Below are 15239 nucleotides of genomic sequence, written 5' to 3' on the forward strand. Positions count from 1 at the left end.
GTCACGCCAGTGGCATTGCCGGGTAGCTATGGTCGGACGGGATAACCGCTGAAAGCATCTAAGCGGGAAGCCCCCTTCAAGATGAGACATCCCCGAGACCTCGAGTCTCCTAAAGGGCCCAGCGAGACCAGCTGGTTGATAGGCACGGTGTGGAAGCGCTGCAAGGCGTTGAGCTAACGTGTACTAATGGCCCGTGAGGCTTGACCCTATAACACCCAAGGGGTCTGGTCGCCGTGATAACGATCGAGTGGACAGCCACTCGGAAAACCGGATACGCATTCGCCCGCCAAGACGCTGGCGGACATGAGACGATCACTTACCGCGTCAACGACGCACTCAGCATGATATGCATTACCCGTTACGCCTGACGACCATAGCACGCGTGAACCACCTGATCCCATGCCGAACTCAGAAGTGAAACCGCTTAGCGCCGATGGTAGTGTGGGGTCTCCCCATGCGAGAGTAGGTCATCGTCAGGCACTTATTAAGAAACCCCGGCCATCTGGTCGGGGTTTTGTCGTTAAGGGGTCTCTCCCTGGAGCCGTTTGTCGGGAACGAACGGGAACCGCTTCAGCGGGCCCGAAGGGCGAGTCTCAGGATGAGACGAGTAAAGTCGCGGAGCGCCGCCCGCCGGGTGGCCGGCCCGAACATAATCAGGCACTTATACCGCAAAGAGCCCAGCCAACCGGCTGGGTTTTTTGTTGCGCGCTCGATAAGCCCCGTACACACCGTGTGCGGGGCTTTCTGCTGTGTGGACGCAGTACCCAACAGAGAATGTACACTGCTTATTAAAAACCCAGCCAAGTGGCTGGGTTTTGGTGTTCAAGCATCAGGTGCTTCAGCATTGCGGGAAGCTAAGTAAAGCTATTGACCGCATAGGGACTCTAGCGCTTCGATAAAGCTATCCATCTCGTCATCGGTGCCGATGGAGATGCGCAGGAAGTTGTTGAGCAGATCGGTATTGAAGTGGCGTACCAAAATACCTCGCTCACGAAGCCCTGCAAACAGCTGCGCTCCGGCAACGTCCGGGTGCTGGGCCAGCAGGAAGTTGGCTTTCGAGGGTAGCACTTCGAAGCCAAGGGCTTCCAAGCGCTGACGCGTGCGCTCCCTAGTAGCTATGACGTTGTTTCGGCAGGCGTCGAAGTGTTGGGTGTCTTTCAATGCTTCGATCCCTACGACGCTGGCTAGGCTGTCGACCGGATAGGAGTTGAACGAGTCCTTCACTCGTTGTAAGCCTTCGATCAGCTCGGGAGAACCAATCGCGTAGCCGAGGCGAAGCCCGGCCAAGCTGCGCGACTTCGAAAACGTACCGGTGACCAGCAGGTTGGGATAACGCTCGATAAGAGCCACCGCGCTCTCAGCGCCAAAATCGACGTAAGCTTCGTCGACCAACACCACCCGATCCGTCACGCGCTTCAGCAGGGCTTCAATACTGGCGAGCGGGTGGGCATGTCCGGTTGGCGCATTAGGGTTGGCAAAAATTACCCCAGCACGCTCAGAGGCGCTCGCCAAAGCGTCCAGATCGACTTCCCACTGGTCGTTGAGTGAGTGCTTACGTAACTCGACGCCATACAAATTGGCATAGACGGGATAGAAGCTGTAGGTGATCGAGGGAACATCCAACGGAGCGCCTTGGCAAAAAAACGCCTGAAAAGCGAAGGCCAACACCTCGTCGGAGCCGTTCCCTACGAAGGTTTCTGCTACGCTAACGCCATAGGTCTTTGCCAAGGTTTCCCGCAACGACAGCGAGGTTGGATCAGGATAAAGACGCAAATGATCGATCGCATACTGGCGCAGCGCCTCACTCACGCCAGGCGCGGGCGGGTAAGGATTTTCGTTGGTATTGAGTTTGATGACACGTTCGCGGGGTTGTTCACCCGGCACGTAAGGCGTCAGATCCCTAATGGCAGGGCTCCAATATTGGCTCATGAGCGTAACCTGATTATCCTAGCGGTAATCGCACCATGGTCGCCTGATGGCCGCAAGAGCGCAAGCCTTCCCTGTGGCATGCGATAACTGTCTGCGTGGGGGTGGGCGTCGCACCTTGTAGCGGTTATGCTGTCATAAGCGCGCGAAAGAAATGTATGTCCAACACCATAAGGAGACACCCAATGCAATTCAGGAGTTTGCTAGCCGGTTCGGCTATGTTGGCACTGTTGGCGGGCTGTGCAGCTGGCCCAACGGATCAGCGCGACGATGCAGGGATGACCGCATCGCAGGCTAACTATCAAGGCACCCTGCCTTGCCGTAACTGTGACGGCATTGACCTGGATGTGACGCTGGTTGGTGAAGAGATGAGTGCTCCGGAAGAGCGTACGTTCACTCTAGATGCTACCTACCGTAACCATCCCCAGACACCGCCAGACGAGAACTACGCCGGTAACTGGGAAGTGTTGACCGGTACGCCCTCTGACCCCGACGCAACGGTCTACGAGCTTACGCCGAACGGCGACGGTCAGATCTACTACTTCCAGCGCATCGATGAGCGTACTCTGGAGCTGATCGACCCTGAGCGCCGCCGTTTCGAAAATGGCGAGATGTTGCAGTTACAGCGTCAATAAGCCCTATACGACGCTCGAAGGCGGCCACTGGCCGCCTTTTGCATTTCTGAGCACTCTTTTAGCCCTTTACGTGACGCAAGAAAAGGAGCGAACAGGCGGTGGCAAAAGCGAAAAGTGCCTTTGTCTGCACTGAATGCGGTGCAGAGTATCGTAAATGGCAAGGTCAATGTACCAGCTGCCAAGAGTGGAACACGCTCACAGAGGTCAAACTGGCAAGCGCTCGTCCCGGTAGCGGCACCGCATCCAGCGGGCGAGCTGGTTACGCAGGCGATCTGTCGCGCGACGTGGTGGATCTCAGCAATGTCGATTTAAGCGAAGTTCCCAGGCTGACCTCGACCTTCGCAGAGTTCGACCGCGTACTCGGCGGTGGTTTGGTGCCAGGGTCTGCCGTGCTGCTGGGCGGTAACCCGGGAGCCGGTAAATCGACGCTGTTGCTACAAACCGCCTGCAAGCTTGCCCAGCAGCGGCGTATTCTCTATGTCACGGGAGAAGAGTCGCTGTCCCAGGTGGCCATGCGCGCCCACCGCCTGCAGTTACCCACCAATGGCTTGAAGATGTTGGCAGAGACCAGTGTCGAGACCATTCTAGCGGTGGCAGAGCGAGAGAAGCCGGAAATATTGGTCATCGACTCCATTCAAACCATGCATTTGGAGGATATTAGCTCGGCCCCTGGCGGCGTTGCCCAGGTGCGCGAGTCCGCCGCTGCACTGACTCGCTTTGCCAAGCAGACCCATACCGTGCTGCTGCTGGTGGGGCACGTCACCAAGGATGGCACGCTGGCGGGTCCCAAAGTGCTCGAACATATGATCGACGCCTCGCTACTGCTGGAAGGCGGCGCCGACTCCCGCTTTCGCACCCTACGCGGCCAGAAGAACCGTTTTGGTGCCGTCAACGAGCTGGGCGTTTTCGCCATGCTTGAACAAGGCCTCAAGGAGGTCAAGAACCCCAGTGCCATCTTCCTCTCGCGTCAGGAACAGCAGGCGCCGGGCAGCCTCGTCATGGTGGTGTGGGAAGGAACCCGGCCGATCCTGGTCGAAGTGCAAGCCCTCGTCGATGAGTCTGCTCTGGGTAACCCGCGTCGTGTGGCCGTCGGGGTCGACCAGAATCGCCTGGCCATGCTGCTGGCGGTATTGAATCGCCATGGTGGGCTGTTTACCGGGGATCAGGACGTTTTCCTGAATGTGGTAGGTGGTGTCAAGGTGTTGGAAACCAGTGCGGATCTTGCCGTACTGCTGGCCGTGGTTTCCAGCCTGCAAAACCGCGCGCTTCCCAAGGAGCTGGTGGTGTTTGGTGAGGTAGGACTTTCCGGTGAGATACGCCCGGTCCCCAGCGGCCAGGAGCGTATTGCAGAGGCGGCCAAGCACGGTTTTCTGCGTGCCATCGTGCCGCGTGCCAATGCGCCCAAGCAGGCCCCCAAAGGCATGGAAGTGATTCCCGTGGATAAATTGAGCGATGCCCTGGAAGCGCTGTAACTTCGGCTATGCTTAACCAAAAAGGAGAGGGATGATGAGTTCGATTCGCTTGACCCAATATAGCCACGGAGCGGGCTGCGGCTGCAAGATCGCTCCGGACGTACTCGATGGCATTCTCGCCAAAGCCGGGCCTGCAGCAGGGCACCAGCGGCTGATCGTAGGCAATCAAGGTCGTGAAGATGCCGCCGTCTATGATCTGGGCGATGGTCGCGGCATGATTGCGACCACCGACTTTTTCATGCCCATCGTCGATGACCCGTTCGATTTTGGTCGTATCGCCGCGACCAACGCCATTAGCGATGTATACGCCATGGGAGGTACTCCCGTCATGGCGCTGGGCATTTTGGGTTGGCCGCTGGATAAGCTGGGCCCAGACATTGCCGGCGATGTGGTCGCAGGTGCCCAAGCGGTCTGCCGCGAGCTGGGCATTGCCCTGGCCGGTGGACACTCCATCGATGCCCCAGAGCCAATGTTTGGTTTAGCGGTAAACGGCCTGGTCGATCTCGACCATTTGAAACTCAACAGCCAAGCCAAACCCGGCGATCTACTGTTTCTGACCAAACCGCTCGGTGTCGGCATGCTCACCACGGCCGAAAAGCGCGGACTGCTGGAAGCTGGGCACCATGGTCTCGCTCGGGAAACCATGCTCAAACCCAACGCCATCGGGGTCGCGCTCGCTCAAGTGAAGGGCGTCAATGCCATGACGGACGTGACCGGCTTTGGTTTGGCGGGTCATCTCAGTGAAATGTGTAGTGCCAGTGGCGTGATGGCCGAGATCGATTTTCGTCGCCTGCCTAGGCTCGCCGAGGCGGAAGGTTACCGTCGCCAAGGCGCCGTGCCCGGTGGTGCCTTGCGTAATCGTGACGCACTGGGGAGCGCGCTACCGGCGATGGATGACGCCCACTGGCAGTGGCTATGCGACCCGCAGACCTCTGGTGGCCTGCTGATCAGTGTGGATCCCGCCTGGGAAGATGACGTAGAACGTATTGGACGCGAGCATGGGCTCACGCTAGCGCCGTTCGGTACCCTCAAAGCAGCCCAGGGCAAGATAAGCATCGAGGTCGTTGGATGACGCTGTCGACCACGCCAGCCTCTCTTGAACTGATTGCAGCGAACACACCGCTGATCGATGTGCGCGCCCCGGTTGAGTTTGCCCAAGGCAGCCTTCCGGGGGCGGTCAATTTGCCGCTGATGATAGACGAAGAGCGCCATCAGGTCGGCATTGCTTACAAACAGCAGGGCCAACAGGCCGCCATTGCGTTAGGTGAGCGGCTGGTCAGTGGTGAGGTGAAACAAGCCAGGATCGCTGCTTGGCAGCAGTACTTGGCCCAGCACCCAGAGGCGATCGTTTACTGCTTTCGCGGCGGGCTACGCTCGAAAATTGCTCAGCAGTGGCTGGCCGATACTGGAGTTCATCGTCCGCGTATCGAGGGAGGTTGGAAGGCGCTTCGCCAACGGCTTTGCCAGCGGATCGATGAAGCCGCTCGCCAACCCATGCTGGTGATTGCCGGGCTGACCGGTTGCGCGAAGACCGCGCTGATCCATCGACTGCCCAATGGGATCGATTTGGAAGCCTGTGCCAATCACAAAGGCTCCGCGTTTGGCCGACAGCCCGAGGAACCCACGACGCAAATCGATTTCGAGCATGCCTTGGCCCAGCGTTTGATAGGGCAGACGGGCAAGCTCGTCTTGGAGGATGAGTCGCGGCAAATCGGCAACGCCAACATTCCGCTAGAGGTTTGGTACGCCCTGCAGCGCGCGCCGCGTATTCGCATCGAGATGCCGCTCGATTGGCGACTAGATCAGTTGCGTCGCGACTATATCGAAGCGCTAGAGCAGGGCTATGCAGCGCGCTTTGGCCCGGAAGAGGGACAACGACGTATGCAGCGCCAACTGTCGAGCGCCCTGGAACGGCTGGCCAAGCGCCTGGGCAATGCGCGTCTACATCGCCTGCAGCGTCTGCAGGCCATGGCGTTCAGAGCTCATGCCGCTGGCGATATCCAGGCCCATGAGGCGTGGCTCGCTCCGCTACTCACCGAGTATTACGACCCGCTTTACCGTTACCACCTGGAAAAGCAGCAGAACAGTCGGCCCGCAGAGCTCTTCGTGGGCGATTGGGAGAACTGTCTTGCCGCTGCGCGGCAGTGGAGTACTTAACGATGACGCCCCGAGCGGTGGGGTATCAAGCGCTCTTAAGCCACTGGGTCATGACGCGATCCAGCAGCGGTGCCAAGCGCTGAAAGCGCGCGGGGTCTTCCAGTATCTCCTCATCGGTTTGCAAAAAACGCCCGGTGGAGGTGCTTTTCGCCTTGGGTCGGTCGGGATCGCGAAGCAGCGGAGCGAGGCTCGCTTGGGTGGTCTCGACGTGGCATAGCAAGCCTACTACCCGACCGACATCCCAGCTAAACCCCTGTAGCGGCGCCGCCGCGCTGCCGCCCAGCGGAATCGCACCATCGGGTAGGCTGAATACCAAACGATGCCACATGAATGCCTCGAACTGCTCGGGTAAATCGAAGCCGCTTTCCGGTGCTAGGGTAACGGTGTGCCAACCGGTTTCGGGGTAGGTGCCGGGGGCGATGACGGCCTCGAGTGCTTCTGCGATCCATAGCGCGCCCAAGCCAATGCCCATCACGGGTTTTTGACCATCCAGGTAGCGATGGATCAGCTTACGCTCCGCTTTGTGCCAGGCGGGAGGCTCGTTAAATAGAGCGTCGGGGCCATCCAGCACGATGAGCGCATCGGACTCCCCAGGGCGGGGCGTGAGCTCTCCCGCGTAAAGATGAAAAACGGTGTAACTATGGCCCATACTCTCAAGCCAGTCGGTCAGACGGGCGGGGCCATGGTCAGGGCCGTGCTGTAGCAGATGAATATGCATGGTAATCTCCTCGCCGGCCGAGCACATCGAGTGCAGCGGTGTACCCGCCGCGTGGGTGCGACGATAACGTATCGTGTTCGATTCACCAACTCAGTTTCGCCAACTCAGTTTCACCCACATACTTTCACCAACAGAGTGACTCAGGACATCAGCATGGTGGCTAAACCCCAAGGATTCTATCAGCGGCTGCAACTGCTGCCGCTGCCCGCCCAACAAGCCTTCATGGCAGCGCTGTGTGAGCGCCTACTGCCGAATTACGCCCTGTACGAGCAAACCAGTGGCCAGGGCGATGGACACACCCTTCGCACCGTACTGAATTTGGTGTGGGAGCGCTTGAGCGTCCCCCAAGCCAGCATCGATTTTGCCCGCCAAGCAGACAAGTTGGCCGAGTGCGAGCCGCCGGAGGGGGACGAGAGTTTTGGTGCACGTCGGGCGCTGGACGCGGTGGTGTCGATCTCTGCGCTACTCGATACGCTGCAAGGTGAATCCCCCGAAGCCGTGCTGGACGTCAGCCGCACGTCGCGGGCTGGCGTGCGAGCGTTCATCGAACTCACCGAGGGGGAAGTGGACGCGCAAGCGCTGGCACTGATCATTCGCGACCATCCGTTGATGGAGGACGAAAACGACTTCCAAGACGCAGTGCTTGAGGCGGTCAGCGGGCCGATCAATAAAACGACGCTCAAAGAGATTCGTAGGCTGGGTCGCAATGGCGGTATTAGTAATTTGGGGTTGAGCCTGGAAGACGCCGACGGCTAGAGCATCAAAAGCGCATGCCTGCCGTTATCATCACGCCCGCCGTTCCGAAGATGATGAGATCAGACTCCACTCGCCCCCACTGAACGCCAATGCTGGGCAGGAGCGCGGGGGCAATCTCTAAATGGTTGAGAGGAATTTTATCGCGGTATTCGTCTTTATAGCCGCGTAGTAAACCGCCCGTTAGCTTGGCGCGCACGCTAATCTCATCGGTGAGCTGCCATAGTGGAAACTCACGGCCAGCGTAAAAGTACCAAGTGGGTTGGTCGAACGAGTTCTTGAACCAAGCCGCACCGGCTAGCCAGCGCTCTGGATTGTGAAGCTCGATACTCACCAGATTTTGCTGGTTGGTGTGCTCTGGGTCGGGCTCGAAGTGGCGTGTCAGCAGGCTGGTTTGCACGAGCGTATGATCGAGCGTAAGAGTGGGAGGCCAGTCCGGCAAAGAGAAGGCTGAGGCAGATGCACTCAGCCAAACTCCTGCCACTCCTCCAATCCATGGAATATTGCGGCGCATTAACAGCCCCTCAGTAAAGGGATAAGAGTCATCACAAACGCATTTCGATGCCGCGCTCGGCCATGTAGCGCTTGGCTTCCGGAATGGTGTATTCGCCAAAGTGGAAAATGCTGGCCGCTAGGACTGCATCAGCACCGCCTTTGAGCACGCCATCGACCAAGTGATCTAGGTTGCCGACACCACCGGAAGCAATCACCGGCACGCTGACCGCCTCAGAAATGGCGCGGGTGACGCCCAGGTCGAAGCCAATCTTGGTGCCGTCACGGTCCATGCTAGTGAGCAGCAGCTCGCCTGCGCCAAATTCGACCATTTTTTTGGCCCACTCCACCGCGTCTAGGCCGGTAGGGCGGCGGCCGCCGTGGGTGAAAATCTCCCAGCGATCGGGCTCACCCTCCTCGGACACTTTTTTTGCATCGATCGCCACCACGATACACTGGCTGCCGAAACGCTCGGCGGCTTCGCGTACGAACTCGGGGTTGGTGACGGCAGCCGTGTTGATCGAGACTTTGTCTGCACCTGCGTTCAGCATGGTACGAATGTCGTCGCAGGTGCGGATGCCGCCGCCCACGGTCAAGGGAATGAACACCTCGCCTGCGATGCGCTCGACCATCTCGACCGTGGTGGCGCGATCTTCATGGCTGGCGGTGATGTCGAGAAAAGTGATTTCATCGGCACCCTGCTGGTTGTAGCGCTGGGCGATCTCGACCGGGTCGCCCGCGTCACGAATACCGACGAAGTTCACGCCTTTCACCACCCGCCCGGCGTCCACGTCTAGGCAGGGAATAATCCGTTTGGCTAAGCTCATTCTTGGCCTCCGCTGAGTTGGTCGCTCAGGCGCTGGGCCTCCGCCACATCCAGGCTGCCTTCGTAAATGGCCCGGCCTGTAATCGCACCGAGGATGCCGCTGTCGGCCACGTCGCACAGCGCGCGAATGTCCTCCAAGTTGGTCACGCCGCCGGAGGCGATGACTGGCAGGCCGCCGTCACGGGCCAGCGCCGCGGTGGCCTCGACGTTGACCCCCTGCATCATGCCGTCGCGTGCAATATCGGTGTAAACGATGCTGGAAACGCCGTCGTTGGCAAAGCGCTTGGCAAGCTCGGTGGCTTTGACGGTGGAGACCTCCGCCCAGCCGTCGGTGGCCACATAGCCATCTTTGGCATCCAGCCCCACGATGATATGACCGGGGAAGGCGCGGCACATGTCAGTCACGAACTCGGGCTCTTTGACGGCTTTGGTACCAATGATCACGTAAGACACACCGGCGCTGAGGTAGTGCTCGATGGTCTCCGCCGAACGAATGCCGCCGCCAATTTGGATTGGCAGGTTCGGGTAGGCGCGGGCGATGGCCGTTACCGCTTCACCGTTGACGGGCTTACCCTCGAAGGCACCGTTCAAGTCCACCAAGTGCAAACGGCGCGCGCCCGCTTCTACCCAACGCGCCGCCATCGCGACCGGGTCGTCGCCGTAGGAGGTCGCATCATCCATGCGGCCCTGCTTCAAGCGCACACACTGGCCGTCTTTGAGATCGATCGCGGGAATTACCAACATAGTGAAACCTCTCAGGGCGTCCAGGTGACAAAATTTTCCAGCAGGCGCAGGCCCGCACGGGAGCTTTTTTCCGGGTGGAACTGTACGGCGAAAGTAGCGTCGCGACCAATCGCGACGTGAGCACTCACACTGCCGTACTGGGTAGTGCCGAATACTTGGGCATCGTCGGCGGCATTGACGTAATAGCTGTGCACGAAATAGAAGTGCTCATGATTATCGATGCCTGCCCAGAGCGGATGCTCGTGGTGCTGATCCACCAAGTTCCAGCCCATGTGCGGTACTTTTAGGCGCTGCTCTTGCGCGTCGCGCATGTTGGCCGGAAAGCGGTCCACGCTGCCCTGAAAAAAGCCCAAGCAGTCCACGCCGCCATTCTCTTCGCTGCGCTCCATCAACATCTGCTGGCCCACGCAAATGCCCAGCAGCGGTTTGGCTTGGCGGGTCAACACGTCATCCACTAGGCCGCGCAGTTCGGTGCGTTCGAGTTCGCCAACGCAGTCACGAATCGCCCCTTGGCCGGGCAGCACTAGACGGGTCGCGCCCAGAATGCGGCGCGGATCGCGGGTGATGATCACGTTTTCATGGGTGACGTGCTCGAGCGCCTTGGCCACCGAGTGTAGGTTGCCCATTCCATAATCGATTACCGCAATGGTCATGAAGCGCTCCTTGAGGTCGTAGGCGAGAAGGTCATGGTCTTGGGAGTCGCGGGGGAGATGCGTGCCGCCACGCTGCTAATCGCAACGCCCAACATTATAAGCTTCCTTTGGTAGACGGCATCTGGCCCGCCATGCGCGGATCTTCTGCAACGGCCATGCGTAGCGCGCGGCCAAAGGCTTTAAAAATGGTCTCGGCCTGGTGGTGAGCATTGAAGCCTTTCAGGTTGTCGATATGCAGCGTGACCCGGGCGTGATTGACGAAACCCTGGAAAAACTCCCAAAACAGCTGCGTGTCCAGTCGGCCGATGGTATCGCGGGTGAACTCGACGTTCATGAATAAACCAGGGCGGCCAGAAAAGTCGATCACCACGCGAGACAGCGCTTCATCCAGCGGCACATATGCGTGGCCGTAACGGTAGATGCCGCGCTTGTCGCCGATGGCCTCGTTGAATGCTTGGCCGAGGGTGATGCCCAAGTCTTCGACGGTATGGTGGTCATCGATATGCAGGTCGCCTTTGGCATCGATATCGAGGTCCACCATGCCATGCCGAGCCACTTGGTCCAGCATGTGGTCCAAGAACGGAACGCCAGTGTTGCACTTCAAGCGGCCTTCGCCATCGAGGTTGACGCTGACCGTAATCTGCGTTTCGTTGGTGTCACGGCTTACCGTGGCAATACGCGCTGACATGTTGCATCTCCTGCGCCGTGGCGCACTCTGAGGAATAATCGGCGGGCGGCAACTGTGGCCAAAACAACCATTATAGAGAATCGGCGCCCCCATCCGCTACAATGCGGGGAATGTCGCCGCCGTTTGCGGCGCAAACATAGCAGCCTAGCTGCGTTGGCAACGAGGATTTCACCATGCCGGTGACACTGCAATATGTCGACCAGGCCCGTTGGGAAGCAGACGAGCAGGTACGCATCGATCTGGTGCGCATTTATGAAGATGCGCCTCAAGAGCGCATGCCCACCCCCACGGTTTTGCCCTTCATCGAACAGCATTTGAGCGGCCAGCACTTTTTTGCCTGTGCGCATTTCAACGACCGTTTATTAGGTGCGGTGGCCATACAGGAAGCCGATGACCGGGCATGGTGGCTCTCTGAACTGTGCGTGCGTAAAACCACGCGCCGCCGCGGCGTCGGCTCTCGACTCATGGCGCTGCTGGGCGAGCAGGCCAAGCAAGACGGCCGCGTGCTGCGTATTGCCACGACGACGCTGCCGCTGGCGGACCGCGTCCTGCTATCGAAGCTTGGCTATCGGCCAATGGCCGATGAGTCGTCCGAGCCGGGCCTAACGGCGACCAGTGATTTTGTCGAGCTAGACCCACAAGGGAAAGGGTAAATGAAACAGCTATTACGCATTTTGCTGGCGGCAGTGGGCATTCTCGCCATGGTGGCCGTGGCCGCCGTGGTCTATGTCACCACCTTTTTAGACCCCGAAGACTTCAAGCCACGCCTGACGGCCGTGGTCGAAGAGCAAACCGGCCTCAATCTTGCCCTGGAAGGCCCCATCACTTGGTCGTTCTACCCGCGTATTGGGGTGAGCGTCGAGCAGGCCCGCGCTTGGCTGCCCGAGCAGTCTCAAGACGATACCGCCTTTGCCGCCATCAACCGTGCAGAAGTGAGCGTTGCCTTTGCGCCACTGCTTCGTGGCGAGATCGCTGTGGATGGCCTCACGTTGGATGGCATGCGCCTGAATTTAGAGAAAAACGCCGAGGGTGAGGCCAACTGGCAGCCGCTTTTGGAGCGTCTTTCCGAGCACAACAACGAAACCGCCGAAACCGTGCTGGCGCCTGCCAGCGCTGGCCCCAATGTCGATGCAGGCAACCTTTCAGTGGTGTTGAATATCGCCAGCGTCGACATCAAAGAGGCCGATATTCGCTACCGCGACGAGCAGAGCCAAGCGCTTTGGCGGATACAGCCGCTGAATATGTCGGGCACCAACGTCAACCCGGTGCGCTCGTTTCCGTTGAAAGCGATGTTTACGTTGACCAAGCACAACCGTCTGGATGCCGAAGTGCTAGAGCGAGGCCCGGACCTGTCCAGCGACGTCAACCTAGAAACACGCCTTCGGCTGGGCCTTGAAGAGGAGCAAATCGTTTTCGAAAATACCCAGCTCACCACCCAAACTCGGCGCGGTGCCGATAGCGAGCCGCAGCAGCTAGCCCTGAAAGCGGCTGAGATCGTTGCGCGTATGGGCGAGCGACAGCTCAGCATTCGCCAGGGAGTGTTGGAAACCGGCCTTCGGCATGCCGACAATTGGCAAGGGAGCTTGGCGCTTTCGTTGGCGTTTGGTTTCGATGGCGACTTCGCTGCGCAAACGGCCCAATTAAAGGATCTGCAATTGACCGGACCTGATGGACTGCGAGTCAGTGGTCATCTCAATCTCGAGCAACTGCTCGATGCACCTCAATATAGCGGCCAGCTCACCGCCGCCCCATTCAACCTGCGTCCCTGGATTGCGCGTACCGGCGCATCGCTCGATACCGCCAGCGAAGCCGCACTGAGCGATGTTGCGCTGACCAGCCCCATCGAAGGGAGCCTGGAGCGAGTAGCGCTACCGCGCCTTTCGTTAGTCGTCGATGACAGCACCTTTACCGGTGACGTCAGCGCGGCGCTGGATGGTAATCAGCTCTCTTTTACTCTTGAAGGAGATGCACTTAACCTCGATCACTACCTGCCTGGGGCGGCCACCGCGCAGCAGGCCAGTCGTGGGTTACTGCGTAAAGCATTTGCTCAAAGTGAAGAAGCACTGTTGCCCCAAGAGTGGCTCAGAACCCTCACGCTGCAGGGCGATTTGAGTGTCGAGCAACTAGTGTTGGCCGGATTGACCTTCAGCAATACCCAATTGGCACTACGCGGTGAGAACGGTAGCCATCGCCTGACATCGTTCGAGTCCGACTTCTACGAAGGGGAGCTCAACGCCACCGGCCAGCTGGACGCCACTGGTAACGTATTGGAGTGGCAGCTCTCACCGAACGTCCGTAACGTGCAGGTCGCCCCGCTGATCGAAACCTTCAGCGAGGAAGAGGCCCCGCTACGTGGCCGCTTCAACTTGGAAGGCGCGCTGACCACCCAAGGCAACCGCCGCGATGTGCTGGTGAGCAACCTCAACGGCGAGCTTGACGCCCGGCTGAACGACGGTGCCATTTTGCGCTCTAACGTCTCCCGTGAGATGTGTGAGCTGGTGGCAGAGCTAGAGGGGCGGGAGGTAGACCGCGAATGGCACCCCGACACCCGCTTCGAGCGTTTCGACGCCACTTTCCAAGTGCGTAATGGAGTCGTAGAGAGTGACGATCTGCTGGTTCGCCTACCGGGAATCGATGTGCAAGGGGAGGGGAGCTTCAACCTCAACAGCCTTGATTTCACTACGCAAGCCAATGCACGCTTAGTAGATACCGCCGATGCTGCTTGCCAAGTAAACCCACGGCTTCAACAGTTACCATTACCGGTGCGCTGTGAAGGCCACGTTGGCGACGATAAAACCCAGTGGTGCCGTTTCGACCGGACCGCCTTTCAGGCCTCTGTGGTCGATCTGCTGCGTGGCGAAGCCGGCAGCCGGGTAGAAGAAGAGTTGGAAGAGCGGCTTGGCGAATCCCTCGACCGCATCGATGAGCGCCTTGGCGAAGGCGCAGGTCAAGAGCTGCGCGAAGGCATTCGTCGCCTCTTCAATTAACCGAAGCCTGCGTTGACGCACGATGCACCGTATGCGCCGGCCTTGGGCCGGCGCTGTCGTTCAAAGCGAGTGTTCAAAGGAAGCCCAATGGCCGAGATGCCCACGCCTTGCCTACCGGCGGAAGAGTTTCAACAACGGCTGCTCACCTGGTTCGACAAGCATGGCCGTCACGATCTGCCCTGGCAGTCACCCCGCAGCGCTTATCGCGTGTGGGTCTCCGAAATTATGCTGCAGCAAACACAGGTCGCAACGGTCATTCCTTACTTCGAGCGTTTCATGGCCCGCTTTCCCACGCTGGAAGCCCTGGCTACCGCGCCGCAAGATGACGTATTGCACCACTGGACGGGCCTGGGCTATTACGCTCGGGCCCGCAACCTGCACAAAGCGGCTCAGGTTGCCATGGAAACGAACGGGGGTGAGCTGCCCACCGCTAGCGTAGACGCGTTGATGGCGCTGCCCGGCATAGGCCGTTCTACCGCTGGCGCCATCATCGCTCAAAGCACCGGGCAGCAGGCGGCCATACTGGATGGCAACGTCAAACGCTCGCTCACGCGCCTACACGCCGTCACCGGCTGGCCCGGCAAGCCCGCGGTAGAACGCTCGCTGTGGGCGCTGGCCGACTACTTTACGCCCACCACGCGACTGGCGGATTACACCCAAGCAGTCATGGATTTCGGCGCGACGCTCTGTAAGCGCAGCAAGCCTGACTGCGTGATATGTCCATTCAATGACGTATGCCGCGCCTATGCCCAAGGTGAGCCGCAGCGCTATCCGGAATCTAAACCTAAGAAAACCACGCCTACCCGCGATACCATTATGCTGTTGCTGCGCGATCCCCAAGGCCGCGTTTGGCTAGAGCAGCGCCCACCCAGCGGCCTGTGGGGCGGGTTATGGAGCCTGCCGCAGTTTGAGCGCCACAGCGAACTCAACGACTGGCTGGAAGACAACACCGAAGCCCCCGAGCGTCAAGCCGCGCTGCCTAGCTTCACGCACGCTTTCAGCCACTTTAAGCTGTCGATTACGCCGCAGCCGGTGAACTGCCAGCGTATCAGCGGCGTGCGCGAAAACGGCGTATGGTATGACGTTCACCACCCGCCTGCGCTAGGCTTGGCGGCACCGGTCAAATCACTACTGAGCCAGCTAACGCCGTTTACCCTAGACCCTGCCCCCGGGCCTTAAACGATACGG

The 15239-nt window shown here is 59.4% G+C and carries 15 protein-coding genes and 2 rRNA genes; 10 read left to right on the forward strand and 7 right to left on the reverse strand.

All coding sequences use genetic code 11. The annotated features are described in order from the left end of the window. Positions 1 to 208 (forward strand): 23S ribosomal RNA (locus tag FHJ80_RS06730); the annotation flags it as partial. Between the two features lie 155 nt (positions 209 to 363). Further along, positions 364 to 479 (forward strand): 5S ribosomal RNA (rrf, locus tag FHJ80_RS06735). Positions 480 to 864: 385 nt separating this feature from the next. On the opposite strand, the gene hisC is transcribed toward rrf, so the two are convergent. Beyond that, positions 865 to 1929, reverse strand: coding sequence for a histidinol-phosphate transaminase (gene hisC, locus FHJ80_RS06740; protein ID WP_139526263.1), 1065 nt, complete (start codon positions 1927 to 1929; stop codon positions 865 to 867). Positions 1930 to 2111: 182 nt separating this feature from the next. On the opposite strand from hisC, the gene FHJ80_RS06745 reads away from it, so the two are divergent. The 4 genes from FHJ80_RS06745 (at position 2112) to mnmH (ending at position 6190) form a co-directional block, all read left to right on the forward strand. Then, positions 2112 to 2561, forward strand: a complete 450-nt coding sequence (locus FHJ80_RS06745) for a copper resistance protein NlpE N-terminal domain-containing protein (protein WP_139526264.1) — start codon at positions 2112 to 2114, stop codon at positions 2559 to 2561. A gap of 98 nt (positions 2562 to 2659) precedes the next feature. Continuing rightward, positions 2660 to 4033 carry a DNA repair protein RadA gene (gene radA / locus FHJ80_RS06750; protein WP_139526265.1) on the forward strand — a complete coding sequence of 458 codons (1374 nt, stop codon included), beginning with the start codon at positions 2660 to 2662 and terminating at the stop codon, positions 4031 to 4033. Positions 4034 to 4067: 34 nt separating this feature from the next. Beyond that, positions 4068 to 5105: a selenide, water dikinase SelD gene (selD, locus tag FHJ80_RS06755; RefSeq protein ID WP_139526869.1), complete on the forward strand. Its 1038-nt coding sequence runs from the start codon at positions 4068 to 4070 to the stop codon at positions 5103 to 5105. Then, positions 5102 to 6190 (forward strand): tRNA 2-selenouridine(34) synthase MnmH, encoded by a 1089-nt coding sequence (gene mnmH / locus FHJ80_RS06760; protein ID WP_139526266.1) that lies wholly within the window; start codon positions 5102 to 5104, stop codon positions 6188 to 6190. Before selD ends, mnmH begins: the two co-directional genes overlap by 4 nt. Before the next feature lie 25 nt (positions 6191 to 6215). Here the strand turns inward: mnmH and FHJ80_RS06765 are convergent, their stop codons facing one another. After that, on the reverse strand, positions 6216 to 6908 hold the full coding sequence (locus FHJ80_RS06765; RefSeq protein WP_139526267.1) for a type 1 glutamine amidotransferase: 693 nt from the start codon (positions 6906 to 6908) through the stop codon (positions 6216 to 6218). 153 nt (positions 6909 to 7061) lie between these two features. Between FHJ80_RS06765 and FHJ80_RS06770 the strand changes: the two genes are divergently transcribed. Then, positions 7062 to 7664, forward strand: coding sequence for a YjaG family protein (locus FHJ80_RS06770; RefSeq protein WP_139526268.1), 603 nt, complete (start codon positions 7062 to 7064; stop codon positions 7662 to 7664). Between the two features lie 4 nt (positions 7665 to 7668). Here the strand turns inward: FHJ80_RS06770 and FHJ80_RS06775 are convergent, their stop codons facing one another. From FHJ80_RS06775 to hisB, 5 genes are all read right to left on the reverse strand, one after another. Then, on the reverse strand, positions 7669 to 8175 hold the full coding sequence (locus tag FHJ80_RS06775) for a hypothetical protein (protein ID WP_139526269.1): 507 nt from the start codon (positions 8173 to 8175) through the stop codon (positions 7669 to 7671). Positions 8176 to 8206: 31 nt separating this feature from the next. Beyond that, entirely contained in the window at positions 8207 to 8980 is a 774-nt protein-coding gene (gene hisF / locus FHJ80_RS06780; RefSeq protein WP_139526270.1) for an imidazole glycerol phosphate synthase subunit HisF, read from the reverse strand. Continuing rightward, on the reverse strand, positions 8977 to 9723 hold the full coding sequence (hisA, locus tag FHJ80_RS06785) for a 1-(5-phosphoribosyl)-5-[(5-phosphoribosylamino)methylideneamino]imidazole-4-carboxamide isomerase (protein WP_139526271.1): 747 nt from the start codon (positions 9721 to 9723) through the stop codon (positions 8977 to 8979). Before hisA ends, hisF begins: the two co-directional genes overlap by 4 nt. Positions 9724 to 9734: 11 nt before the next feature. Continuing rightward, positions 9735 to 10376 (reverse strand): imidazole glycerol phosphate synthase subunit HisH, encoded by a 642-nt coding sequence (gene hisH, locus FHJ80_RS06790; RefSeq protein ID WP_139526272.1) that lies wholly within the window; start codon positions 10374 to 10376, stop codon positions 9735 to 9737. A gap of 94 nt (positions 10377 to 10470) precedes the next feature. Beyond that, a complete protein-coding gene (hisB, locus tag FHJ80_RS06795) occupies positions 10471 to 11064 on the reverse strand; it encodes an imidazoleglycerol-phosphate dehydratase HisB (protein WP_139526273.1) in 594 nt (197 codons plus the stop codon). Positions 11065 to 11237: 173 nt separating this feature from the next. Here hisB and FHJ80_RS06800 point away from each other — a divergent pair, with 173 nt between their 5' ends. The 3 genes from FHJ80_RS06800 (at position 11238) to mutY (ending at position 15230) form a co-directional block, all read left to right on the forward strand. Continuing rightward, positions 11238 to 11717, forward strand: a complete 480-nt coding sequence (locus FHJ80_RS06800; protein ID WP_139526274.1) for an acetyl-CoA sensor PanZ family protein — start codon at positions 11238 to 11240, stop codon at positions 11715 to 11717. After that, entirely contained in the window at positions 11718 to 14051 is a 2334-nt protein-coding gene (locus tag FHJ80_RS06805; protein ID WP_139526275.1) for an AsmA family protein, read from the forward strand. 87 nt (positions 14052 to 14138) lie between these two features. Further along, positions 14139 to 15230, forward strand: a complete 1092-nt coding sequence (gene mutY / locus FHJ80_RS06810; RefSeq protein WP_139526276.1) for an A/G-specific adenine glycosylase — start codon at positions 14139 to 14141, stop codon at positions 15228 to 15230. The last annotated feature ends 9 nt before the right edge of the window (positions 15231 to 15239 follow it).

The sequence above is a fragment of the Halomonas sp. BL6 genome (assembly GCF_006228115.1).
In the GTDB taxonomy this organism is placed as follows: domain Bacteria; phylum Pseudomonadota; class Gammaproteobacteria; order Pseudomonadales; family Halomonadaceae; genus Vreelandella; species Vreelandella piezotolerans.

What these genes read in the sequence shown, in the direction of transcription:
- mnmH (WP_139526266.1), top strand. Translation starts at nt 5,102, where the DNA reads ATGACGCTGTCGACCACGCCAGCCTCTCTTGAACTGATTGCAGCGAAC.
- hisB (WP_139526273.1), bottom strand. Translation starts at nt 11,064, where the DNA reads ATGTCAGCGCGTATTGCCACGGTAAGCCGTGACACCAACGAAACGCAG.
- mutY (WP_139526276.1), top strand. Translation starts at nt 14,139, where the DNA reads ATGGCCGAGATGCCCACGCCTTGCCTACCGGCGGAAGAGTTTCAACAA.
- hisH (WP_139526272.1), bottom strand. Translation starts at nt 10,376, where the DNA reads ATGACCATTGCGGTAATCGATTATGGAATGGGCAACCTACACTCGGTG.
- FHJ80_RS06805 (WP_139526275.1), top strand. Translation starts at nt 11,718, where the DNA reads ATGAAACAGCTATTACGCATTTTGCTGGCGGCAGTGGGCATTCTCGCC.
- FHJ80_RS06745 (WP_139526264.1), top strand. Translation starts at nt 2,112, where the DNA reads ATGCAATTCAGGAGTTTGCTAGCCGGTTCGGCTATGTTGGCACTGTTG.
- FHJ80_RS06800 (WP_139526274.1), top strand. Translation starts at nt 11,238, where the DNA reads ATGCCGGTGACACTGCAATATGTCGACCAGGCCCGTTGGGAAGCAGAC.
- FHJ80_RS06775 (WP_139526269.1), bottom strand. Translation starts at nt 8,175, where the DNA reads ATGCGCCGCAATATTCCATGGATTGGAGGAGTGGCAGGAGTTTGGCTG.
- FHJ80_RS06770 (WP_139526268.1), top strand. Translation starts at nt 7,062, where the DNA reads ATGGTGGCTAAACCCCAAGGATTCTATCAGCGGCTGCAACTGCTGCCG.
- hisF (WP_139526270.1), bottom strand. Translation starts at nt 8,980, where the DNA reads ATGAGCTTAGCCAAACGGATTATTCCCTGCCTAGACGTGGACGCCGGG.
- hisC (WP_139526263.1), bottom strand. Translation starts at nt 1,929, where the DNA reads ATGAGCCAATATTGGAGCCCTGCCATTAGGGATCTGACGCCTTACGTG.
- selD (WP_139526869.1), top strand. Translation starts at nt 4,068, where the DNA reads ATGAGTTCGATTCGCTTGACCCAATATAGCCACGGAGCGGGCTGCGGC.
- FHJ80_RS06765 (WP_139526267.1), bottom strand. Translation starts at nt 6,908, where the DNA reads ATGCATATTCATCTGCTACAGCACGGCCCTGACCATGGCCCCGCCCGT.
- hisA (WP_139526271.1), bottom strand. Translation starts at nt 9,723, where the DNA reads ATGTTGGTAATTCCCGCGATCGATCTCAAAGACGGCCAGTGTGTGCGC.